At 70.9% G+C, this 21,429-nt stretch carries 25 protein-coding genes and 2 pseudogenes; 7 read left to right on the top strand and 20 right to left on the bottom strand.

What is annotated here, in order from left to right; all coding sequences use genetic code 11:
- Nucleotides 1-121 precede the first annotated feature (121 nt).
- Together F8568_RS21890 and F8568_RS21885 are read left to right on the top strand one after the other, a co-directional pair.
- Nucleotides 122-1,501: an IS1380 family transposase gene (locus F8568_RS21890; protein ID WP_151595617.1), complete on the top strand. Its 1,380-nt coding sequence runs from the start codon at nt 122-124 to the stop codon at nt 1,499-1,501.
- Between the two features lie 118 nt (nt 1,502-1,619).
- A complete protein-coding gene (locus F8568_RS21885; RefSeq protein ID WP_151595615.1) occupies nt 1,620-2,546 on the top strand; it encodes a hypothetical protein in 927 nt (308 codons plus the stop codon).
- A 102-nt stretch (nt 2,547-2,648) separates the two neighbouring features.
- Here the strand turns inward: F8568_RS21885 and F8568_RS21880 are convergent, their stop codons facing one another.
- The 10 genes and pseudogenes from F8568_RS21880 to F8568_RS21845 all read right to left on the bottom strand — a co-directional run bounded on the left by F8568_RS21880 (nt 2,649) and on the right by F8568_RS21845 (nt 9,692).
- Nucleotides 2,649-3,755: a hypothetical protein gene (locus F8568_RS21880; RefSeq protein ID WP_151595613.1), complete on the bottom strand. Its 1,107-nt coding sequence runs from the start codon at nt 3,753-3,755 to the stop codon at nt 2,649-2,651.
- 635 nt (nt 3,756-4,390) lie between these two features.
- On the bottom strand, nt 4,391-4,777 hold the full coding sequence (locus F8568_RS21875) for a tyrosine-type recombinase/integrase (RefSeq protein WP_202125218.1): 387 nt from the start codon (nt 4,775-4,777) through the stop codon (nt 4,391-4,393).
- Nucleotides 4,774-5,274 (bottom strand): site-specific integrase, encoded by a 501-nt coding sequence (locus tag F8568_RS21870; protein WP_151595612.1) that lies wholly within the window; start codon nt 5,272-5,274, stop codon nt 4,774-4,776. The genes F8568_RS21875 and F8568_RS21870 overlap by 4 nt, the downstream gene beginning before the upstream one ends.
- A gap of 166 nt (nt 5,275-5,440) precedes the next feature.
- Nucleotides 5,441-5,599: pseudogene (locus tag F8568_RS48415) on the bottom strand (IS21-like element ISMyma9 family transposase); the annotation flags it as partial.
- 176 nt (nt 5,600-5,775) lie between these two features.
- Nucleotides 5,776-6,168 carry a RidA family protein gene (locus F8568_RS21865; protein ID WP_151595609.1) on the bottom strand — a complete coding sequence of 131 codons (393 nt, stop codon included), beginning with the start codon at nt 6,166-6,168 and terminating at the stop codon, nt 5,776-5,778.
- Complete coding sequence (locus F8568_RS49730; protein WP_268896332.1) at nt 6,165-6,842, bottom strand: alpha-hydroxy acid oxidase; 678 nt, start codon at nt 6,840-6,842, stop codon at nt 6,165-6,167. Before F8568_RS49730 ends, F8568_RS21865 begins: the two co-directional genes overlap by 4 nt.
- Before the next feature lie 10 nt (nt 6,843-6,852).
- Nucleotides 6,853-7,305 (bottom strand): alpha-hydroxy-acid oxidizing protein, encoded by a 453-nt coding sequence (locus F8568_RS49725; RefSeq protein WP_202125216.1) that lies wholly within the window; start codon nt 7,303-7,305, stop codon nt 6,853-6,855.
- Nucleotides 7,302-8,126 carry an ABC transporter ATP-binding protein gene (locus F8568_RS21855; protein WP_151595608.1) on the bottom strand — a complete coding sequence of 275 codons (825 nt, stop codon included), beginning with the start codon at nt 8,124-8,126 and terminating at the stop codon, nt 7,302-7,304. The genes F8568_RS49725 and F8568_RS21855 overlap by 4 nt, the downstream gene beginning before the upstream one ends.
- Complete coding sequence (locus F8568_RS21850) at nt 8,126-9,070, bottom strand: ABC transporter permease (protein ID WP_202125215.1); 945 nt, start codon at nt 9,068-9,070, stop codon at nt 8,126-8,128. Before F8568_RS21850 ends, F8568_RS21855 begins: the two co-directional genes overlap by 1 nt.
- A gap of 7 nt (nt 9,071-9,077) precedes the next feature.
- Nucleotides 9,078-9,692 (bottom strand): ABC transporter substrate-binding protein, encoded by a 615-nt coding sequence (locus F8568_RS21845; RefSeq protein ID WP_151595607.1) that lies wholly within the window; start codon nt 9,690-9,692, stop codon nt 9,078-9,080.
- 41 nt (nt 9,693-9,733) lie between these two features.
- On the opposite strand from F8568_RS21845, the pseudogene F8568_RS51090 reads away from it, so the two are divergent.
- Both F8568_RS51090 and F8568_RS21840 read left to right on the top strand, forming a co-directional pair.
- Nucleotides 9,734-9,832: pseudogene (locus F8568_RS51090) on the top strand (TetR family transcriptional regulator); the annotation flags it as partial.
- A 12-nt stretch (nt 9,833-9,844) separates the two neighbouring features.
- Nucleotides 9,845-10,270, top strand: coding sequence for a hypothetical protein (locus F8568_RS21840; RefSeq protein ID WP_236008997.1), 426 nt, complete (start codon nt 9,845-9,847; stop codon nt 10,268-10,270).
- 3 nt (nt 10,271-10,273) lie between these two features.
- On the opposite strand, the gene F8568_RS21835 is transcribed toward F8568_RS21840, so the two are convergent.
- From F8568_RS21835 to F8568_RS21790, 10 genes are all read right to left on the bottom strand, one after another.
- Nucleotides 10,274-10,513 carry a hypothetical protein gene (locus F8568_RS21835; RefSeq protein ID WP_202125214.1) on the bottom strand — a complete coding sequence of 80 codons (240 nt, stop codon included), beginning with the start codon at nt 10,511-10,513 and terminating at the stop codon, nt 10,274-10,276.
- A gap of 118 nt (nt 10,514-10,631) precedes the next feature.
- Nucleotides 10,632-11,570 (bottom strand): ABC transporter substrate-binding protein, encoded by a 939-nt coding sequence (locus tag F8568_RS21830; RefSeq protein WP_151595605.1) that lies wholly within the window; start codon nt 11,568-11,570, stop codon nt 10,632-10,634.
- A 28-nt stretch (nt 11,571-11,598) separates the two neighbouring features.
- Entirely contained in the window at nt 11,599-12,819 is a 1,221-nt protein-coding gene (locus tag F8568_RS21825; RefSeq protein WP_151595604.1) for an FAD-dependent oxidoreductase, read from the bottom strand.
- 31 nt (nt 12,820-12,850) lie between these two features.
- Complete coding sequence (locus tag F8568_RS21820) at nt 12,851-13,690, bottom strand: ABC transporter permease (protein ID WP_151595603.1); 840 nt, start codon at nt 13,688-13,690, stop codon at nt 12,851-12,853.
- 24 nt (nt 13,691-13,714) lie between these two features.
- The gene (locus tag F8568_RS21815) at nt 13,715-14,536 is read right to left on the bottom strand and encodes an ABC transporter ATP-binding protein (protein ID WP_151595602.1); all 822 of its coding nucleotides are present in this window, start codon (nt 14,534-14,536) and stop codon (nt 13,715-13,717) included.
- 29 nt (nt 14,537-14,565) lie between these two features.
- Nucleotides 14,566-15,570 carry an ABC transporter substrate-binding protein gene (locus tag F8568_RS21810; protein WP_151595601.1) on the bottom strand — a complete coding sequence of 335 codons (1,005 nt, stop codon included), beginning with the start codon at nt 15,568-15,570 and terminating at the stop codon, nt 14,566-14,568.
- Nucleotides 15,567-15,917 carry a cupin domain-containing protein gene (locus tag F8568_RS21805; RefSeq protein WP_151595597.1) on the bottom strand — a complete coding sequence of 117 codons (351 nt, stop codon included), beginning with the start codon at nt 15,915-15,917 and terminating at the stop codon, nt 15,567-15,569. The genes F8568_RS21810 and F8568_RS21805 overlap by 4 nt, the downstream gene beginning before the upstream one ends.
- Nucleotides 15,914-16,600 (bottom strand): DUF2848 family protein, encoded by a 687-nt coding sequence (locus F8568_RS21800; RefSeq protein WP_151595596.1) that lies wholly within the window; start codon nt 16,598-16,600, stop codon nt 15,914-15,916. The genes F8568_RS21805 and F8568_RS21800 overlap by 4 nt, the downstream gene beginning before the upstream one ends.
- Nucleotides 16,597-17,430 (bottom strand): carbon-nitrogen family hydrolase, encoded by an 834-nt coding sequence (locus F8568_RS21795; protein WP_151595595.1) that lies wholly within the window; start codon nt 17,428-17,430, stop codon nt 16,597-16,599. The genes F8568_RS21800 and F8568_RS21795 overlap by 4 nt, the downstream gene beginning before the upstream one ends.
- Nucleotides 17,427-18,113: a GntR family transcriptional regulator gene (locus tag F8568_RS21790; RefSeq protein ID WP_151595594.1), complete on the bottom strand. Its 687-nt coding sequence runs from the start codon at nt 18,111-18,113 to the stop codon at nt 17,427-17,429. Before F8568_RS21790 ends, F8568_RS21795 begins: the two co-directional genes overlap by 4 nt.
- 43 nt (nt 18,114-18,156) lie before the next feature.
- Between F8568_RS21790 and F8568_RS21785 the strand changes: the two genes are divergently transcribed.
- The 3 genes from F8568_RS21785 (at nt 18,157) to F8568_RS21775 (ending at nt 21,409) form a co-directional block, all read left to right on the top strand.
- Nucleotides 18,157-18,372 carry a hypothetical protein gene (locus F8568_RS21785; protein WP_151595593.1) on the top strand — a complete coding sequence of 72 codons (216 nt, stop codon included), beginning with the start codon at nt 18,157-18,159 and terminating at the stop codon, nt 18,370-18,372.
- 74 nt (nt 18,373-18,446) lie between these two features.
- Nucleotides 18,447-19,142, top strand: coding sequence for an AfsR/SARP family transcriptional regulator (locus F8568_RS21780; protein WP_151595592.1), 696 nt, complete (start codon nt 18,447-18,449; stop codon nt 19,140-19,142).
- Nucleotides 19,143-19,258: 116 nt separating this feature from the next.
- Nucleotides 19,259-21,409: a WD40 repeat domain-containing serine/threonine protein kinase gene (locus tag F8568_RS21775; protein ID WP_151595591.1), complete on the top strand. Its 2,151-nt coding sequence runs from the start codon at nt 19,259-19,261 to the stop codon at nt 21,407-21,409.
- The last annotated feature ends 20 nt before the right edge of the window (nt 21,410-21,429 follow it).

Genomic DNA, 21,429 nt, shown 5'->3' with positions numbered 1-21,429 from the left:
CCTCGGGCTTTCATCGGGCGGCGGGTCGAGAGTGACCGTTTAGACAAGAAAAGTGCCCCCGAGCTGGGAGGATAGGGCTTGTCGAGAGTCCTGTCCGCGCCAGTCCGAAAGCACTTTTCGCGTGAAGACTACAGGTCGCCATGTCAAGCTCGCGGTGTCTTCGGACGGCGCGGGGATCGTCGGTCAGGCCGGCGGGGTGCTGCTGACCCAGACGCTCCGGGTCACCGGGCTCGACCAGGCTCTTTCGGCTGGGTTGGAGCGGTGGCGCAGGCCGCGGGCGACCCATGATCCGGGCAAGGTCGTCGCGGACCTGGCGGTGATGCTGGCGCTGGGCGGGGACTGCCTGTCCGACATCGCGGTCCTGCGGGCCGAGCCGGAGCTGTTCGGGCCGGTGCCCTCGGATCCGACGGTGTCGCGGCTGGTCACCACCCTGGCCCAGGCCGGCCCGCAGGCGTTGCGGGCGATCCGCAAGGCCCGGGCGGCGGCTCGCGAGCGGGCCTGGGACCTGGCCGGCGAGCACGCCCCTGGGACAGGCGGCGGGCTGATCCCGGTGGATCTGGACGCCACGGTCGTGCTCGCGCACTCGGAGAAGGAGAATGCGGCCCCGACGTGGAAGCGCACCTTCGGATTCCATCCGATGACCGCGTTCATCGACCACGGTGCGGGCGGGACCGGCGAGGCCGCCGCGCTGGTGCTGCGGCCGGGCAACGCCGGATCCAACACCGCCGCCGACCACATCACCGCAGGGCGCCTGGCCCTCAACCAGATCCCGACCCGCCTGCACAAACAAGTTTTGATCAGGACCGATTCAGGCGGCGGCACCCACGAGTTCCTGGACTGGGTCACCGCCCGCCGCATCAAGTACTCGATCGGATTCACCCTCACCGACGACATCTGCGCCGCGATCCTCGCCCTGCCCGAGCACATCTGGCAGTGCGCCTACGACGCCGACCGCAGGCCCCGCCCCGGGGCGTGGGTGGCCGAGCTGACCGGGATGCTGGACCTGACGGGCTGGCCCAAGGGGATGCGGGTCATCGTCCGCCGCGAACGCCCCCACCCCGGCGCGCAGCTGCGGTTCACCGACCTCGACGGGCACCGCTTCACCTGCTTTGTCACCGGCACCCGGCCCGGCGGCAGGCACGGACAGCTCGCCGACCTGGAACTACGCCACCGCCGCCGCGCCCGCTGCGAAGACCGCATCCGCTGCGCCAAGGACACCGGCCTGCGCAACCTGCCCCTGCACAGCTTCGCGGCCAACCAGATCTGGCTCGAACTGGTGGCACTGGCCACCGACCTGACCGCCTGGGCCCAGATGCTCGCCTTCGCTGATCACCCGGCCCGCCGCTGGGAACCCAAACGCTTGCGCCTGCGGGTTTTCTCGGCCGCCGGACGCCTGGCACGGGGCGGCAGACGACTCCGGCTCCGACTGGCCCGCCACTGGCCCTGGACCGGCCTGATCGCCTCGGCGATCGGGCGCCTGCAGATGCTCCCGGCGCCCTGACCAGCTTGAACCGTCCCATCAACACCAGGAAGGAGAACCCCCGGGCCCGTGGAACCCCGCCCACCCGACGCGACAGTCGGGCCCAACGGCTGACCCACCGCCGAAATCGAAGCGTCGGTTGGGTCGCTCCGCGACCCAACCGACCTCACGAAAGATCGAGGCTAAGGCCACCCTGACCGATGAGCTGGGCCCCGAACTGCGGTTCAGCCCGGACGACACCCATCTGATAGCCACCGAGGGGGCCACCGCTTCCTTTAGCGTGCCCGAGCTCAAGAGGCGAACGCTGCCTGATACCACCATCGGCGCCGGACCCGACGGCGGTCTACTCGTCCAGCATGGCACCCTGGTCCAAACGAAATACACCCAGGGCCGACACCCGATCGCTACCAACATCGACGTCGGTCGTCTCATCAAATCTTCTGGAGAAATCGAACTCCGCGTGGCCGAAAACGGCACCACGGCCTCGGTCGAGACTCCTGGACGGGACGGGCTCTACATCGTGGACCTGCAGCGGAGGAAACTTGTCGGGCACGTGCCCGTGGACACCCGGGAGGGACCGACCCCGCAAGACGGGGCGGTGACCCAGTTGTCGCCCGACGGAACGCACCTCGCGGCGATCACAGGCGACTGGGCCTCGATATGGCGGCTGGGCGCGCACCCCGTCCGTATCGAGCATGTCCGGCTCAGCCGCACCGAGTCCTTCCGGTTGTACAACGAGACGACGGCGGTTGGCCTCGCCTGGCTCAACGGCGGTCGCAAGATAGCCTTCGAAACAGACGGAGGAACGCTCACGCTGGTCCTCACCCGATCCGGCGACGGCTGGCAGAAGACGCTCTATCACGGCGTCGACGCGACAGCGCTGGAACTGACTCCGCTGGTGCATGGTGGAAGCCCGGCGAAGTGGAAGCCGTTCGAGGTGCCACTTTCCCCAAAAACTCAGATCGCACGGATCTGTTCGATCCTGGGTGGACGGGAGCTTCGCGGCAAGGAACTGCGGGGGCTCCCGAAGAACGCGGCCACCGATGACCTCTGCCCGGCTTCCTGACATGCCCGTCCGGCTGCACCTCGTGGTGCTACGACCGGTGTACTCGGCTTGGCCGCGGGTGCGCCAGGTGCGGCGGTGGATCGGCTCGGTCTTTTCGGTGGCTCAGCCGTCGAAGTGTTCCCAGGGGATGCCGAGCTGCCTCAGTGGCCGGAGAACGCTGCGATGTACGGCACCGACCCACGCTGAAGTGTTCCCGTGCCACTGGTCCATCGTCGTGGCGATCACACCGGGTGCGACGTAGAAGCGTGTGGAGTCGTTCGGCCAGCGCCAGGGCTCCCACGGCACCGGAGTCAGCGCGGCCGCCAGCTTGTCGACGTGCTCGACGGCCAGAGCGGTGTGCAGGGCCTTGTAGGGAGCGTTCATCATGGCCTCAAACAGGGCGAACTGGAGCAGGAAGCCGCTCATCGGCTGGTGCTCCCGGCGCACTCCGTCCCCGTCCTCGTCGATCCATACCTCAGGGTCAGGCTGCGACGGATCGAACAGCCAGATGAATCCGCCCTGGTTCTCATCGCCGAAGGCGATCAGACCGTCGCGCCTCTCCTCCCAGGTGCGGGGAGACCGCAGGCGGTTCTGAACACCGAGTAGCGCAGGCCGACGCCGAGCCAGCCGATAGAACACGGCAAGCGGTTCGGGCACGTCCCATGGCGCCGCCACGAAGTCGCCGAGGTCCTGGTCGATTTCGGGAATCCAGCCCTCGACGAACTGCGCCAGCGCCTCCAGCGGACTCGCGGTCATGCGCGCGAGCCAGTCCAGATTCGGCAATGTCCCGAGCTCGGAAGGCGGCCTGACCCGGTCCAAGAGTTCCAGCGTCAGTTCCGGCTCTATCGTCAGGGCTGCGAAGGTCAGACATCCGTCCGCGTAGCCGCCCTGCACCGGCCTGCCGACTCCCAGGTATACGCAGCCTTCCGGCAGCCGGGTCAGCAGGTGAACCGGCCGCCCGTCCGAGCTTCGGGTCCAACTCCATTTCGGAGAGTCCGGAGGGTGGCCGAACAGGCGGACGCCGACGTCGCCGACCAATGGTCCGTGGAGGTGGAACCGGCTGCCGTTCCATACGCCGCTCACGTCGAGCCCGTCCAGCGGGTCTGCGATGATCACCGTTGCGGCGTCGCCGAGCATGACGGAGGCCCCAACGGTCTCGCGGCCGATGACGTTGTCGCCGGCCAGGCGTATCGCAGCACCCTCGGTGAGAACATCATCGGGCTCAGGCACACATCGAACCCTACTTCCCGCGCCTACCGCACGCTCGAGCGGCGCCTACAACCGAAGCGCATAACTGAGCCGGCAGGAGTAACCGCCGCATCGACTGATCTCCGCCCGTACCAGGGCAGTGACGTTGCGTATGCTGAAAGCGCCATCCATGCAGGTCCAAAAGTTCAGCTGTCGAGGAAGCCGCAGAGCCGCCAGCGGTCCGTGTCGGCTCGTTGTCGGCTCGGCGGTTCCGAACCGGATCGGTACACGGCGGCACCATGCGGCACGCGAATCGGGCTCGATGCGGACGGATCGACACCAGCCGACACCGAGCAGGCCACTCCGAAACGACAGTTTCGGACTTTTAATCCGTAGGTTGTGGGTTCGAGTCCCACGCGACCCACCATCCCTGACCAGGGCAAACGCGCTCTACACCGCGCGTGGCTGATCATGCCTGGGGCCGGGCTGAGGCCCTCCTGGGGACGGGGATCCAGGCACAGAGACCTACTAAGGGGCTCTTCTCCCCTAGGCCGCCGTTCGGGCAGGTTGGATCGCGCACCGTCCGGTCGTCAGGTGCGGAGATGGTATGTGGTTGTCCTTTCCGGTCGCAGATCTCATGTCGAGGGCCGAAGCTCTGAGTCGCGTACAAGCGCCCGCTACAACGCGGGAGGCTTCGCGGCCGGTCGAGCCCGGGGGCGCGCACGCGTAGGCCTGCTCGTCCTACTGGTGCGCTTTCGGGGCAGCCGCGCCTGTCCGTTGCGCGGGGCGTACCGCTTGCGGCGGGTCGGGCCTTTGCCGCGGCGGCGGTTGGTGCCGGGCACGATGCCGGCGGCGTGCATGAGCAGTGCGGCGGTCTTCTCGGCGGCGGTGTGGGCGACCTGGGGTAGGACGCTGGTGTAGGTGTCGGCGGTCAGCACGATGCTGGAATGCCCCAGCATCTCCTGCACCACCTTCAATTCCACCCCCGCGGCCAGGGCCAGTGTCGCGGGGCCGTGCCGCAGATCGTGCAACCGGATCGGCGGCATGGCCTGCTCAGCGATCAACCGCTGGTGGGCGCGTACGCGGTCAGCCGGCCGTTCCTGCGCTGCACCTGCCGGCAGATCACCGCGGTTCCTGCGTCCAGGTCGACCTCGCACCACCGCAATCCGGCCGCCTCGCCGCGCCGCAGCCCGCGCAGCGCGATCAGGTGGTAGACGGCGTACAGCCGATGGCTCCGGATGCCGTTGAGGAACTGCGCAGTCTGCGCGACCGTCCACACCGCCACGCTCGGGCGCTCCCCCGTCCGCCGCCACTGCTCGACCCGGCTCGCAGTCCACACCACCGCACGCGGCCGCCGCGCCGATGGAAGCACCACCAGCGACGCCGGGTTCTCCTCGATCAGCCTCGCCCGCAGCACGGCATTCAACGCCGCGCGCAACATCGCCCGAATCCGGTGCAGCGTCGACGCCGTAACACTCACAAAGCGCGTGAAGCAGGTGCCGCTGGTTCCAGATCGACGTTGTCCCTGCCGAAACCCTCGTCTGAGCAGGTCAAGCGGCATGTTCGTACTCGTTGAGGATGCCGCCCAGACGTTCTCTTCTTCGAATGTTCAGGTGGGCGATCTGGTCTGGTTCGGTGATCGGTGGCGGCAGCGGCTTCAGCGGGCGGGCGTTGGTGATGCCTTGGTGCGGGCGGTGTGCGTTGTAGAAGGTCTCGAACTCGTCGCCCTCGTTGTCCCACACCAGCGACCGGGGCACCCCGCCCAGCGCGCGCAGCAGCGCCCACATCCCGGCGAACAGGCCCCCGGCCGCCCGCGACGGCAGCATCCGCGCCATCATCCACCGCGAATACCCCGACACCATCACCGGCGGACTCGCCAACTGCCCGAGCCCCATGCAGATGACCGCCACGATGGATGCGCGTCCTGGGTAGCCGGTTCAGCCTGGCCGCGACGGACACCGTGGCCGCGGTGTTGAGTTCAGGCCCGGGAAAATCACTATTTGACATGGCGGATCGCTCTCTGTCTCGAAAGTGCTCACGGGTGGGGGTGGGACGTCATCGCCTACCACGCCGGCCTGGTCACCGCGTCCTGATCGCCGTCGATGGTCGCAGCGACGGCCTGGACCTCGATCAGGGCGGTGGGGAGCGCCAGCGCGGCCAGCACGGTCGTACGCGCCGGGCGGTGGTCCGTCCAGACCTGCGCGAAGACCTCGTTCCACCGGGGCAGGTACGACGCGTCGGTGAGGAATGCCTCCACCCGCAGCACGTGGACGAGGTCGCTGCCGGCACGGGCGAGCAGCGCGCCCAGCTGATCGAGCACCTCGCGTGCCTGGCAGGCGAAGCCGAGGGCGTTCCCGGCGAGCGCGGACGGCGCGACCAGACCGGAGGTGAACACCAGGGAGCCCGCCGTTACCGCGCCGGAGAAGGCGGGGCTCTGCCCTTCGACGGTGATCATGAGGCGCTCTGGCGTACGGCGTCCGGGCCGATGTCGCGTACGCCGCCGCGGCCCAGCAGGGTCAGGATGGTCTCGATCTCGCCGCGGAGGAGCTGGTGGACGCGGCGGACCCCGGCCTCGCCGCCCGCGCCGAGCCCGTACGCGGCGAGCCGGCCCAGCACCACGACGTCCGCGCCGAGGGCGAGTGCTTTCACGACGTCCGCGCCGAGGGCGAGTGCTTTCACGACGTCCGACCCGCGCCGTACGCCGCTGTCGAGGGCGATCCGCGCACGATCCCCGACTGCCTCGGCGACCTCGGGAAGCTGGTCGAACGCGGCCGGCGCGCCGTCGAGCTGCCGGCCGCCGTGGTTGGACACGAGCACCGCGCTCGCCCCGGCGCGTACGGCCGCGTCGGCGTCCTCGCCGGTCAGGATCCCCTTGGCCATCCACGGCAGCGGCGTGCGCGCCATCAGGCCGGCGAGGTCGTCCCAGCCCCACACGCGCGCCGTCTTGGTGAACAGCTGCCCGAAGACCTCTTCGGGCGCGACGTCCCCGTCCATGGGGTAGTTGCCGGTGATGACCGCCGGGTCCGGGTCGAACCGGTTGCGCATGTTGCGTTCGCGCCATCCGCCCGTCGGGCAGTCGACGGTCAGGCACACCGCCTGGTAGCCCGCGTCCTCGATCCGGCGCAGCATCGTGAGGAAGTTATCCGGCGGCCCCATCGGGTGCAGTTGGGCGATGCGCGGACGCGGGTGCGGCTTCGGCGACCCGCTCCAGCGGATGGGTGCCCGCCTCGGGGACGATCGCGGCGACGCCCTCGGCCGCGCCCGCGCGGGCGACCGCGATCTGCCCGTCGGGGTGGAACAGCCCGTCGGCGCCGAACGGGGCGGTGAGCAGGGGCAGTGCCAGCGAGATTCCGAGGAAGGTCGTGGCGGTCGACGGCCGCTCTCGTCCGCTCATGGCTCGGGGCCGGAACGTCCATCGGCCGAACGCCTCGCGATTCGCGCGCAGGGTGGTCTCCGCGCCGGCGCCGCCTTCGAGGAAGTCCCAGACGTCGTCGGACAGGGCGGAGCGGCACGCGTCGACGACCTCGTCCAGGGTCGCGAAGCGTTCGGTGGCTCCGTAGAAGGTGCGCGTCCCGGCGATGGCGTCCGTCACTGCTGCCCTTTCGTCGTTTCGATCGGTGTGTCCTCGCGAAGCAGGATGCGGTCGCTCACGGTGTCGCCGGCGCCTGCGATCAGCTCGACCAGGTCGGCGACGGACGCGGCGCGCTTGTCCCGTTGGTCCAGGTCTGCCACCACGCGCCCGCGGCTCATGACGAGCAACCGCTCCCCCAGCGCGAGGGCGTGGTCCATGTTGTGTGTGATCATCAGCGTGGTGCAGCCGACACCGCGTACGAGTTCGGCGGTCAGGCCGAGCACTCGCTGCGCCGTGCCCGGGTCGAGCGCCGCGAGGTGTTCGTCCAGGAGGAGGACCTCTGGGCGGGTCAGCCCGGCCATCACCATGGTCAGGCTCTGCCGCTGCCCGGCGGACAGCAGCCCGACCCGGTCGGGCAGCCGGTCTTCGAGGCCGAGGCCCAGCTCCGCGAGCCGCTCGCGCATGAGCGCACGCCGCTTGGCCGAGAGCGCGAAGCGGAGCGTACGCCGCTCGCCGCGGCTCATCGCCAGCGCCATGTTGTCCTCGACGCTCAGCTCCGGGGCGGTACCGGCGCGCGGGTCGTCGAAGACTCGCGCCACCAGGCCGGCGCGCCGGTAGTCGGGAAGCCGCGTCATGTCGCGGCCGCACAGCCGTACCCGGCCACTGGTCGGGCGCGCGGCGCCGGACACGACCCGTACCAGGCTGCTCTTGCCCGCGCCGTTGCTACCGATGACCGTCACGAACTGCCCGGCGGGGGCGGTGAGCGACAGGTCCTTCAGGGCGACGACCTCGTCGGTACGCCGATGGTTGTGGACGAGGCCGACCTCGTCGAGCTCGAGCATCAGCGCGTGCTCCCTTCCAGCTTCGGGTCCGGCGTCATCCGGGCTCGCAGCGCGCCTACGGCGTCGCGCAGGTGACGCTGCGCGGCGACCGCGACGACCAGGGTCAGCGCCGTCACCCCGCGAAGGTCGCCCGCCGGCAGGCCCGCCCGCAACGCGACCACCAGGATCAGCCGGTACGCGAGGGTGCCGGCGGCGACGCAGACGACGATGCGCAGCACGGTCGAGCGGCCGGGCCGTACCAGCAGCTCGCCGAGCAGCAGGGCACCGATCCCGGCGACGAACGTGCCGATGCCCATGTTCACGTCGGCGTAGCCCTGGGTCTGGACGATCAGTCCGCCGCCGAACCCGGCCATGGCGTTGGCCAGGAACAGCGACAGCACGGTGATCGCGCGGTCGTTGACGCCCTGGCTGCGGGCCATCAGCGCGTTCACACCGGTCGCCCGCAGGGCCAGGCCGACCTCGGTCCGCAGGAACCACGCGTACGCCGTGACCAGCGCGGTCACGAACACCGCGAGGATGATGGACATGCGCAGGTCGGCGCCTGCGCCGGGAGTCGCCGGAAACCAGGTGAAGACCGTTGGAACGGCCAGCAGGCTCCTCGTGGGCGTGCCCAGGATGTGCAGGGTGACGCTGAACAGCCCGATGCTCATCACGAGGCCCGCGAGCAGCACCGGGATCCGCAGCCACAGGTGCAGGCCGGCGGTGAGCACCCCGCAGACGCCTCCGGCGAGGGCTCCGGCCACGAGTGCCAGAGCCGGGTGGAGGCCGGCGATGAGCGTGACGGTGGTCACCGCACCGCCGGCCGCGAAGCTTCCCTCGACGGTCAGGTCGAAGTCCTCGCGGAGCCGGAAGACGGTGTAGATGCCGAGGAACACCGGGATCATGGGCAACCCGGTGACCAGGGCGTCCAAGAGGATGCGGTCCATCATCGCCTCCGCGTGCACGTGCCGGTCATTTGACCACCGCCGACGACAGGATGCTCGGCGGCACGGTGACCTTGAGCACTCCGAGGGTTTTCTTGTTGATCTGGAATCCGACGCCGCTCGGCCGTCCGAAGGGCACCGACCCGGCCGGTTTTCCGCCCAGTACCGCGCTCGCCGCGTCCGCCGCCAGCCGGCCGATCGCCCGGTAGTCCGGCCCGACGCTGGCCAGGATGCCGCTGGTGTCGGCGTCGCCGCCGCACAGGTAGACGGGGATGTGCTGCGTGGCGGCGATCGATCCGACGGCGGCCTGGCCGGCGAACACCGTCGCGTCGGGGCCGATCAGCACGGTGTCGGCGCGCCCGACCAGTCCCCGGATGCCGGTGGGCACGTCGCCCGGCCCGGAGATGGTGCTCTCGGCCAGGGTCAGCCCGCGGGCACGGGCCGCTGTGCGCAGCGCGGCCACCCAGACGTGCATGTTCTCGTTGGACGGGTCGTACACGGTGCCGAGGCGCTTGGGCGCGGGCGAGATCTTCATGATCTGATCGAGCACGATCTTGGGATCGACGTAGTCGACTCTGCCGGTGACGTCCGCGCCGGGCCGGTCCAGGCTCTTGGCGACCTTGGCGCCGACCGGGTCTCCCATGGCCAGCGCGAAGCGACACCGCCGAGACGCGCGACCGGCTCCTGGATGCGGCCGGAGAGCTGCTGGCCGAAAGGGGCACCGCGTTCACCCTTCCCGACCTCGCCCGTGCCTCCGGGGTCGCGACGGCCACGGTCTACCGCCACTTCGCGGGCGTGCACGACGTGTTCGCCGAGTTCTACCAGCGGCTCATCGACGAGCTGGTCGCCGAGCTCGCCGGGCTCTCCGCACGGACGCGGGGCCGGCGCCGGTTCGAAGCCGCCTGCGCGCGCTGGGTCGCCCTGGCCGCCGGTTGGGGGCGGGCCGCGACCCACATCCGGAGCGCGGACGGCTTCCTCGAACGCGTGCGCCGCGACGATCCGCCGACGTCGGCGCTCTTCGAGGAGCTCGCAGCGATCATCGAGGAGCTCGTCGCGGATGAGGTCCTGCCGCCACAGGACGTCGAGTACGCCGTGCTCGTGTGGGTCACGCTGCTCGACGAGCGCGTAATCGTCGACCTCACCTCGACCCTCGGGTGGTCCGCGAAGCGCGTCGGGCGCACCCTCGCCGAGTCCGTGCTGGCGGCGCTGGCCGTGCCGTGACGATCACCCGCCTCCCCCTTCCGCGGGCCGCCGTGACTGGACGACGTGGAAACGGGTTGCGATGAAGCCCGGGGCGGTGAACGACGCGGTCGCCGCCCGGTTGGCACCGGTGCCGTGGAAGTCGCTGACCGCCGCGGACTGGTTGACCAGGATCCCGCCGGTGAGGTTGCACGCCAGGTTCACGCCAGCGTCGATCGCGGTGCGCTCCGCAGCCGCGAGCACCTCCTCGTCGCGCGAGTGCACCAGGGCGGAAAGCGCCCCACGCGACCCACTCAACGCATCGCCTATGTGGCTTGCGGATACACGTCACGTGCACGCGTGCCCCGATCAAGCCCGTCCGGTCCTTGGCTCGGCGCTCGGGTCACGTGCCTCCTTCCGCTTGGTTCCAGAGGTCTGCGAAGCGGGTCGCCACGACGGCGTCGTAGGTGACGGGGTCGTTGAGGATGCCGCAGTCGCGGCCGAAGTCCAGGAGGGCGCCGACCGTCGGCTCGTCGATGCGGGCGTCGTAAAACGGCGCGTCGCGGCGGACGAGTTCGGTGATCAAGGACGCTTCGCGTGGGGGGAAGAGCCGTTCGCCGACCTCCGTGGCACGGCCGGGGTCGGCGCGGAGTACGTCCTGGGCGCGGACGATGGCGCGGACCATGGCCGCGACGTCGTCCGGGCGGTGTTCGATCGTCTCCTCGGTGACCGCGAGCGCGGGGAACGTGTAGGCGTCGGCGCCTGCGGGGCCATCGCCTCGCCGGGCGTCGAGAACGATGGCGCCGGTGCCTTCGCGTACGGCGAGTTCGGCGCCCATGCCGTTGGCCCAGAACCCGTCGATCAGCCCGTCCCCCAGTGCCCGCGCCGCCGCGAGGCCGAAGGAGGTGCCGGTGCCCTCGGTGGCCGGCACGGGGCCGACCTCGATGCCGTGCCGAGCGGTGTCGATCCCGGCGGCGGCGAGCAGCCGGTGCAGGCCGAGGTCGGGGCCGGGGGCGGCTCCGATGCGGACTCGGCCGAGCGCGCCGAGGTCGCCTCGGGCGATGCCCAGGTCCGCGCGCATGACCAGGAACCAGTAGGTGCGCTGGGACAGGGCGGCGGCGAGTCTCACTCCGCGCCAGCCCGGGAAGGCGTGCATCGGCGCGTGCGCCGCCCCGGCCAGGAAGTCGATCTTCCCGGCGCGCAGCGCCTCGGCGGCTTCCGTGACCGGGTAGAGCAGGTCGAGTTCGACCTCCAGCCCCTCGTCGCGGGCCAGGCCGAGATCCACCGCCGCGATGGCGGGGAAGTAGGACGGGGAGATCAGGTCGGGTACGGCGATGCGCAAGGTCTCGTCCTCCTCGGACGGCGGTGGGTCAGCTGATCTCTCGGGCTCGCACGACGGCGTCCAGCAGGGAGGTCCTGCGCAGGAACAGCCGCTGCGACTCCTTGTCGTTGCCGATCTCAGTGAGGCGGTCCAGCCGGGCGCGCCGGGCCGCCGGATCCTTCTCCTCCAGCCGCTGCTTGTTGTCGATGGTCTGCTGCTGGACGAACTCGATGTTGATCGTTCGCCGACGGCGCTCGTACCGGTCGAGGAGCGCCGCGTCCGCCCGGCCCGCGGCCACCTGATCGACGGTGCGCACCAGTTCCATCGCGTCGTGGACGCCGCAGTTCAGCCCCAGCCCGCCGATCGGGTTGTTGACGTGGGCGGCGTCGCCCGCCAGGAAGACCCTGCCGTCCCGGAACGCCGCGGCGACCCGCTGGTGGACGTTGTAGATGTTGCGGTGGACGAGCGTCCGCGGCCCGGTCGCGGGATGGATCGCCGACATCACCCGTTCCGCGTGCTCGTCGCCGAGGACCTGCTCGTCGGTCTGGTCGGGGTGGGCGGCGAACACCACGCGCCAGCGGCCCTGCATGTCGTCGCCGGCGACCTTGAACAGGTTGGCCCACTGGCCGGGGTCGGCGAAGTAGCTGCGCGTGCTGCATCCCATCTCGGCGCCGAAGTCGTAGCGCGTGGTCAGGACCGCGAACCGTTCCGGCCAGGTGTATCCCTCGAACTCGGTGCCGATGGCCTTGCGGACGGTGCTGCGGCCGCCGTCGCAGCCGAACAGCCAGTCGCCGGTCAGGACGTCGGTGTCCGCGCCGCGGCTCGCGCGCACGGTGACGCGGTCGGCGTCCTGGCCGATCGAGTCGACGCTCCAGCCGAGCCGGATGTCCACGCCGGGCATCCGGCGCAGCCGGTCCAGGACGATCCGGACGAGTTTGTGCTGCTCGGTCTGCACCACGTACGGGAAGGGCGTGTCGTCGCGCAGGAAGTCGTGGTCCATCCGGGCGACAAGGGTTCCGGTGGTCTTGTCCCAGAAGTCGAAGTACCGGCAGACGAGTCCGGCGGCGATGAACGCGTCGATGACGCCGATCTCGTCGATGAGTTCCAGCGTCGACGGGTGGAACGTCGCGGCGCGGGGCGCGTTGTCGGTCTCGATGCCGGCGTTCCGTTCGATGATCGTGACGCGGAACCCGCGCTGCGCGGCCGCGAGGGCGGCGACGGCGCCCACCGGGCCGGCGCCGGCGACGATGATGTGCTCTCGGTCTGACATGGTCTCCCTCGGTGAGGCGTGGTCGTCGGGCTCAGTCCTGGTCGGTGTCCGCGGGCCCGGCCCAGGGCGCCACCTTCGTCTCCAGCCAGCCGACCAGGTGGGTGAGCCCGACGCCGAGGACCATGAGCACGGTCACCGGCACGAACAGACCCGCGGTGTCGAACCGCTGGCCGGCCAGGATGATCTGCCCGCCGAGTCCGCCGATCGCGGTGAAGAACTCGGCGATGACGATGGCGATCACCGCGCGCCCGATGCCCAGCCGAAGGCCGGTCATGATGTGCGGCACGGTGGCCGGCAGGATGATCTTCCGGACGATGTGCAACTCCGAGGCCATGAAGGACGTGCCGACCTCGGTCAGCGCGCGCGGCACCGCGCGCACCCCGGCCCGCGTGTTGATCACGATCGGGAACACCGTCATCACCACGACGATGACGACCTTGACCGTGAACCCCAGCCCGAACCAGAGCATGAACAGCGGGATCAGGGCGACCAGCGGCATGGCGTAGCCGGCGGTGACGTAGACGCCCAGCGCGGCGTCCGCCGCGCGGTAGCGGCCGATCAGCAGGCCGACCGGGATGCCGATCAGCGCCGCGACGCAGAAGCCGAGCAGCAGCGGCTGGAGGCTGTCGAGCAGTGCCTGCGGCAGCAGCCCGGACCGCACCTGGACGTCGAACTTCCGCACGATCGCGCTCGGGTAGGAGGAGAAGATCGGGTTCATGCGGCGTCCGGTGATCTCCCAGAACGCCAGGACGACGACGATCGACGCGGTGGTGATCAGGCCGCTGCGGTGCCGCCGGTGGAACGGGGGCCGGGTGCGGGCGGGCTCCGCGGGGCGGGCGGCTCGCTGTTCGCCGTGCTCGGTGGTGGTCATGTCTGTACTCCGTCCGGGAGCGGGCTAGGTGGTCGCCGGTTCCGCCGCGGCCTGCGCGGACGCCCCGGTCATGAGCCGGTGCCAGATCTCGTGGCGCTGCGCGCCGAACTCCTTGCGGCCCCGCACGGTCACGAGGTCGGTTCGCGGCGCCGGCAGCTCGATCGGGAAGATCCGGTCGATCCGGCCGGGGTTCGGGGCCATCAGGACGACGCGGTGGGCGAGCAGGACGGCCTCGTCCAGGTCGTGCGTCACGAAGATGATCGTCTTGCCGGTCTCGCGGTGGATGCGCAGCACCTCGGCCTGCAGGCCCTCGCGCGTCTGCGCGTCGAGCGCGCCGAACGGCTCGTCCATGAGCAGGACCGCGGGGTCGACGCTCAGCGCCCGGGCCAGACCGACGCGCTGCTGCATCCCGCCGGAGAGCTGGTCGGGCCGGCGGTCGGTGGCGTGGCCGAGTCCGACGAGTTCGAGTTTCTCCAGCGCCGTCCGCCGCCGCTCGCTCTTCGGCACGCCGCGCGCCTCCAGGCCGAACTCGACGTTTCCCAGGGCGCTGCGCCAGGGGAAGAGCTGCGCGTTCTGGAAGACCATGCTGCGGTCCGCGCCGCATCCCGTCACCTCGGAGCCGTTCACGAGGACGCGCCCGGAGTCGGCCCGTTCGAGTCCGAGCAGGATGCGCAGCAGGGTCGTCTTGCCGCAGCCGCTCAGCCCGGTCAGAGCGACGATCTCGCCCGGTTCGACGCGCAGCGAGACGTGGTCGAGCACATGGACCTCGTCGACCTGTTTGCCGGTGCGCGTGACGAAGGTCTTGGACACGTCTTCTATCGACACGCCCGCCTGGTTTGCGGCCATGGGCTTCTCCTTCTCCGCGAGGGGGTCGGTCACGGACGCGCCATCGCGAGCGCGTCCCGCTGCGGGCCGTCGTCGACCAGCGTGGTGAGGTCGGCCGGGCGGCTGAGCTGCCCGGTCTTGACCAGCAGGTTCGACAGGTACTCCAGCCGCGGCCGGGCGACGCCGGCGTCCGGGTCCACGAGCCGCTTCCCTGCGATCAGGTCGTACATGTAGGTGACATAGGGGTCGTCGGCGGTGGTGCCGGCCTCCTTGGCCGCGAGCGCCTTGGTCTCGCGGGGATGGGCGTAGGCGTAGCGGTACCCGTCCATCAGCCCGGCCAGGTAGCGGCGCGCGGCCTGGGGTTTGGCGGCCAGCCGGTCGTTGCGCGCGATGATGGAGTACCGCGGGTAGTCCGGGACGACGTCGGTGGACAAGGCCACCACGTTGACGCCGTCTTTGCGGGCCCGGGGCACATAGTCGGCGGGCGAGGACGCGCTGTCGGTGGTGCCCGCGACGACCGCCCGGTAGCGGTCGGCGTTGCCGCCGCCGTTGAGCCGCTGCATGGACGCGGGCGAGACGCCGGCCCGTGCGAACATCACGTTCGCGATCGTCGTCGGCAGTCCCGTCGGCGAGGAGATCGCGATGCTCTTGCGCCGCAGCTGCGCCAGGCTGGTGATCCCCTTCTTCGCGTAGATCGCCCACGGCAGCCCGATCATGGTCGAGCCGATGATGGAGGCGTCGAGGTCTCCCCGCTCGGAGGCGATGAAGAAGGCACCGGCGTTCTGCTCGACCGCGTCCACCTCGCCGGAGGCCAGCGCGGGCAGCGCCTGCGAGGCGCTCTGCAGCGTCACGAACTCGACGTGGACGCCGCGGCGCTTGAAGAAGCCCTTCTCCTCGGCCATCTTCAGGAAGCCGCAGTCGGTCGAGCACTGGAGCGTTCCGACCTTCCAGGTGAGCTTGTCGCCCGGCCCCGTCCCGAAGCCGCACCCACCGGCGACCAGCACGGCGGCCAGGACCGGCGAGAGCAAGCGGCGGCGTCGCGACCGGACGGTCATGACCGGTCCCGGTAGCGGACCTCGAAGGTGAGCACTCCCTCATCGGTCCGCCAGGGGCCGTGCGGCATGCCCGGCGGGCGGCACGCGTACATGCCGGCCGTGAAGGTCTCACCCAGCGTGAGGTCGACGAACGAGCCCTCCAGGATGTAGACCTCCTCCCAGAAGTCGTGCCGCTGGACGCCCATCGGCGTCGAGTCGGCGCCCGGCTCGTACCGCAGGACGCGGGTGGCGACGCCCGAGTCGCCGTCCGCGGCCAGGATCCGCTCGGTGATCTTGGGGTCGCCGCCTGGGCAGACGGTGAAGTCGACGTCGGCGACCGGGAAGAACTCGTGTTCGGGCTTGCTCATGGGCGCTCCTGCCTCGATGCGGTCGTGTAGGTGTGCGTCAGCTGGGCGAGCCCGGGGAGCCGCAGGCTCAGCGACCAGGTCTCACCGTGCACGAAGGAGCCGTCCAGGAGCGGGAACGTTCCACAGAACAGCACCAGGTCGCCGGAGACCTCGCCCAGGACGGCGGTCATGCGCTCGACCAGATCCGCCGGATGCCGCAGCGAGGACGCCTGGCCCGCCTGGTAGGCGCGTCCGTCCACCGCGCAACTCGCCTCGATCCTGTCCCACTCCGGGAAGGACGGGTCGGGGCCGATCGGCAGCACGGCGGTGCCGACTGGTTTGGGGCACGCCGCCTTGGCGGCCGCGATGTCGCTCCGTTCGAGCGCCCGGTCGGTATGGTCGGAGCCGACGCCCAGAAAGTAGGCGCCCCGGTGCCGGATCAGCACCGGCTCCACCTCCCCGGACGTGGCGGGCCCGCCCACCTCGACGCGGGCGCCGGTGCCGAGCAGCGCCGGATCGAGGTCGTAGAACATCGGCACCGCCGCCGGCGGCGGGACGCCGATGGCGGCCAGCTCCTCGATGTGCCTGGCCACGGCCGTCTCGTCCGCGCCCGTGTATCCGGCGACGACGAGCCGTTCCGGGCTGACCGGCAGCGGCTCGCCGGAACCGGCGATGGTGAGGTTCAGCAGTGTGCTCGACGTCATGCGCGTGGGGCCGCCGTTCCAGAGTGGGGGGCAGGGGCATTTCCGGCGAAGGGCAGATCGCCGCGCCGGTCGGCGAGGACGGGGAACTCGGCTCGTGCCCGGTCGACGACCGCCGTGTCGACGTCGCACCAGGTGACGCCCGGCTCGGCGCCGGCCTCCGCGAGCACCGTGCCCCAGGGGTCGACGACGCGGCTGTGCCCGCCGAGTTCGACGCCGTGCTGGACGCCGACGGCGTTGCAGGCGATGAGCACGATCTGCTCCTCGACCGCGCGGCAGGACGTGAACAGCCGCCAGTGTTCCCGGCGCGCCGCCGGCCACGCCGCCGGGACGATCACGGTGCGGGCGCCGCCGTCGACCAGGCTCCGCCACAGCTCCGGGAACCGGAGGTCGTAGCAGGTCGTCGCGGCGACCCGGCCGATCGCCGTGGCGGCCACCGGTGCATCGTCGCCCGCGGTGAGCAGCTCGGCCTCCCGCGACCGGTAACCGAACACATGGATCTTGCGGTAGACATGCTCGACCTCGCCCTCCGGCGACAGCAGCACCGCCGTGTTGAAGAGCCGCCCGTCCGCGTCGCGCTCGACGAAGCTGCCGAGGTGGACGTGCGCGTCCAGTTCTCCGGCCCAGCCGCGTGCGGCCGCCAAGGTCGGGCCCTCGAAATCCTCCGCCTCCGCCGCATAATCGTCGAACGCGAAGTATCCCGCCGCCCACAGCTCGGGCAGGACCACCAGATCGGCCTCGCCCGCGGACCGCACGAGGTCTCCGACTCGGGCACGGCGTTCCCCGGCGGGCTCGCCCGCCGGGCTGTCCACCTGGACCAGCGCGACCCTCACGACAGCCCGCTCACCGAGCGCCCGCCGGCCCGCTCGCCGGAGACCGGCAGCCGCAGGACCGCCAGCGTGCTCGCCAGGTGCGCGGCGAGGGCCTCGCCGGCGTCGCCGGCGACAAGGCCGGCGACGATCGCCGCGTGCTCGTCCAGCACCGTCCTCGCGCGGTTCTCCTCTCGCGCCACGGCGCGCAGCCCCATGCGGATCTGCCGCTCGCGCAGCGACTCGTAGAACTCCGCGAGCACGGGGTTGCCCGCTTGGCGGACGATCGCCCGGTGGAAGGCCCGGTCCCGGTCGATGAACCCGACCGGATCGTCGATCAGCGCCCGCTGCTCGTCCATGATCTGTTCGAGCTCGGCCACGAACGCCGGCTCCGCCGGGACGACGCGCCGGACGCACCAGTCCTCGACCAGCCCGCGCGCCTGCATCACGCTCTCGATCTCGCTGTCGGGGACCGGCGGGATGTAGGCGCCCTTCTTCGGGATGATCCTCAGCATCCCCTCGGTCTCCAGCCGCAGCAGAGCCTCGCGTACCGGCGTCCGCGAGGTGCCCGCCGCCTGGGCCACCTCCGACTCGCTCAGGAACACCCCACCGTCCCGGGGAAGCTCGGAGATATGCCTCTTCAGCCAGTCGTAGGCGAGGTCCTGAGCGGACCCCGCCCGTCTGCCGACATTCTGCACACTGCTCATAGGCAACTTGTATACATCCTGTGGACATGTCCCACAAGACCCTTTGACCGCACGAGGACACGGCCGCGACCCCCTGCACCTGGCCGCGGACGGCACCGTCACCGCCGCCCACGGCCCCGACGCCGACCAGTTCGCGCAAGCGCGCCTGTTCCACATCACCGCAGACGACGCCGCCGGCATGCTGCAGACCATCCAGACCGCCAACGGCAGCGAACCCGAACGCGCCCGCGTCCCCGCAGGCCACCGACACGCCACCTGAACCCGTCCCACCCAACGTCACCAGCCTCGTCCCGCCGCCCCGCCGCGTCACCGAAGGCTCCCGCCCGGCTTCACGTGCTCGGGCCGGTCCTCCTGCACACCGCGGACGGCCCCATCACCACCGGCCTGCGCACAGGCGCCAAGCACCTGCTCGCCTACCTCGCTCTGCACCCCAAGGGCGCCACCCGCGATCAAGCAATCGGTACGCTCTGGCCAGACGCCACGCCCCAGTCCGCGGTCAACGCGTTCAACAGCGCCACCTCCAGCATCCGCGGAGTCCTGCGAACCGCGACCGGCCTCACCGAACCCAGGTTCCTCATCCACACCGCCGGCCGATACCGCATCGATCACGACCTCGTCGACGTCGACCTCTGGCAACTGACCGCCACGCTCGCAGACGCCAAGCGAGCCGCAGCCGACGACACCGACAGCCGGATCAACGCACTCGCCCAGGTCAGCGACCTCTATACCGGAGGGTTCGCCGAGGACTTCGGATTCTCCTGGGCCGAGACCTACCGCGAACACCTCCGCCGCACCGTCGTCGACGCCCTGGGCCACTACGTCCAGCTCGTCAAGGAAGACAAACCCGAACTGGCGCTCGCCACCCTCGAACGGGCGTCCTGGCGGGGCCGTGGTGTGCAGGTCGTCGGCGATGAAGGTGGCCAGCAGGGATTGGATGGCCAGGTTGTTGATCGCGCGGGGATGGCCGCGGCCGGCGGCGCGGCCCCCGTATCCTGCCCGTCCCCGGCCCGCGCGGTCGACTCCCTATGACGTCGCGGCGCAGGGGAAATGTCGCCGCCGACCGTGATCCGACCGGGAACTGTTGCCATGGGCATGGCGTCGAAGGCACGCTGGGTCGTAGATCTTGGTGGACGGGGTGACGGGGCGTGCCTGACGCCGGGCGGGAACTGATCAACGGTCGCTACCGGCTGCTCTCGGTCATCGGGCAGGGGTCCATGGGCCGGGTCTGGCGGGCGCGGGACGAGCTGCTGAACCGCGACGTGGCGGTGAAGGAGATCCTCCTCGCGGCCGAGGACGAGCCCGCGGAACTGGCGGAGCGCGCCATGAACGAGGCGCGGTCGACGGCCGCGCTCAGCCATCCGGGCATCGTCACCGTGTTCGACGTCATCGAGCACGACGGCTCCCCGATGATCGTGATGGAGCTGCTCAAGGGCCGCTCGCTCGCCGAAATCCTCCGCGAGGAGGTCAGGCTGCCACCGCGCCGGGCCGCCGAGATCGGCGCCGAGATGCTCGCCGCCCTCCGCGAGGCCCACGCGGCCGGGATCGTGCACCGGGACCTCAAACCCGCCAACGTCTTCGTCACCGACCGCGACCGGGTCGTCATCACCGACTTCGGCATCGCCCGGCAGAGCGGGCAGCGGACTCCCGGCGCACCCGGCGAGATGAGCGGCACCCCGGCGTTCGTCGCCCCCGAACAGGCCCGCAACGAGGCCGCCGGGCCGCCCGCAGACCTGTGGTCGCTGGGCGCCACACTCTTCAACGCGGTCGAGGGCCGCCCGCCCTACCAGGGCCCGGACTACGCGTCGATCCTGCTGACCCTGCTCACCCAGGACCCGCCCGCCCCGCGCAATGCGGGACCGCTCACCCCGGTGCTGGCCTCGCTCCTGGTCCGCGACCCGGAGCGCCGGGCCGACGCCGACGAAGTCGCCGCCGCCCTGGACCGCATCCTCCGCGCCGCCCCGGAGAACGCCCCGCCGCCCCCGCCGCCCGCGCCGGTGACGCCGACGGCACCGGCTGCGCCCGCGTCGCCGGCCGGCGCCGGAAAGGCGCCCTCCCCGCCCGCCGGCAATGCGGGCTCGGCCGTCACCGCGTCCACCCCACCGCCCAGGTCGGCCGCAGCGCCCGCGTCCGCCGCGCCGCAGCCGAGGACCAGGTACGTGACCACGCGGCCGGTGCCGCCGATCAAGCAGCCGCCCACCCCGCTTCGGCAGAAACGGGTTCCGCGGCTGGCGCCGGTCCTGGTGTGCGTGCTGGTGGGCTTCGCGAGCCTCGCGGCCTTGCTCAACGTTGACACCGACCCATCGGCCGGCAGCGCGACCGGCTCTCCGGAGCCGTTCCCCAGCTACCTGATCACGGACCCGCCGGACTCCACGGATTCCCCGTCCGCCGCCCCTTCGGCCCCCCCTCACCCGACCGGCGCGGCCTTCAGCCCGGACGGCCGGACGGTCGCGATCGCCCTCGGCGACAAGCAGATCCGGGTCTACGACGTGCGGACCCACCGGCGCATCTCGACGCTTCACCTCGGCGGCGACAGCGGTGAGGATCCGGTCGCCATGGCGCTCAGCCCGGACGGCCGAGAACTCGCCATGTCACCGTCGTACGGGGCTACGGCGGTGTGGAACCTCGAGACTCACAAACAGATCGCGAAGACGAACGACTTCAGTGACGCGAGCCGCCTGACCTTCGACTCCGGCGGCGGAAGGCTCATGGCATTCGGCGAGCACGGAGACCACCTCGTCTGGCGCATCGGCAAGGACCCGCGCACAGAACAGATCGTCCCGGACGAGGGTTGTGTGATCTCCACGGTGAGCCCCGACGGCACCACGCTCGCCTGCACCGGCATGCACGGCCCGGGCGTCACGCTGTGGGACGTCTCCGAACGGAAACAGATCGGCGCGGTCACCCCACCAGGTACCACCGAGCCGCCCAACAACATGGCCTTCAGCCCCGACGGCCACAGCCTCGCCCTGGACGGCTATCCGGCGGTGACCCTCTGGAACGTCGACCGCCGGCGGCAGCTCGGCACCCTCGACACTTCCCAGGCCATCGACCGGCTGCTGTTCACACCGGACGGCACCCACCTGCTCGCCCAAGGCGAGGATGGCCTCGAGGAGTGGCGGCTGTCCCCGTCACTTCAGCGCTCGCCCTCCGAGCTGCCCGAGTCCGATACGGGTTCCATCCTCACCACCGCGGCGCTCAGCCCCGACGGCAGATCCGTTCTGTTCGGCACGTCCAGCGGCAAGATCGTCGTCCGTGACCTCGCCAAGGGCAAGGACGTCGAACATTGGCATGCCTGATGAGCGAATCGGGACGAACG

Source organism: Actinomadura physcomitrii (assembly GCF_008923205.2).
GTDB lineage: Bacteria > Actinomycetota > Actinomycetes > Streptosporangiales > Streptosporangiaceae > Spirillospora > Spirillospora physcomitrii.
Note: the sequence above shows the minus strand (reverse complement) of the source record. Positions and strands in the feature narration are given on the sequence as shown.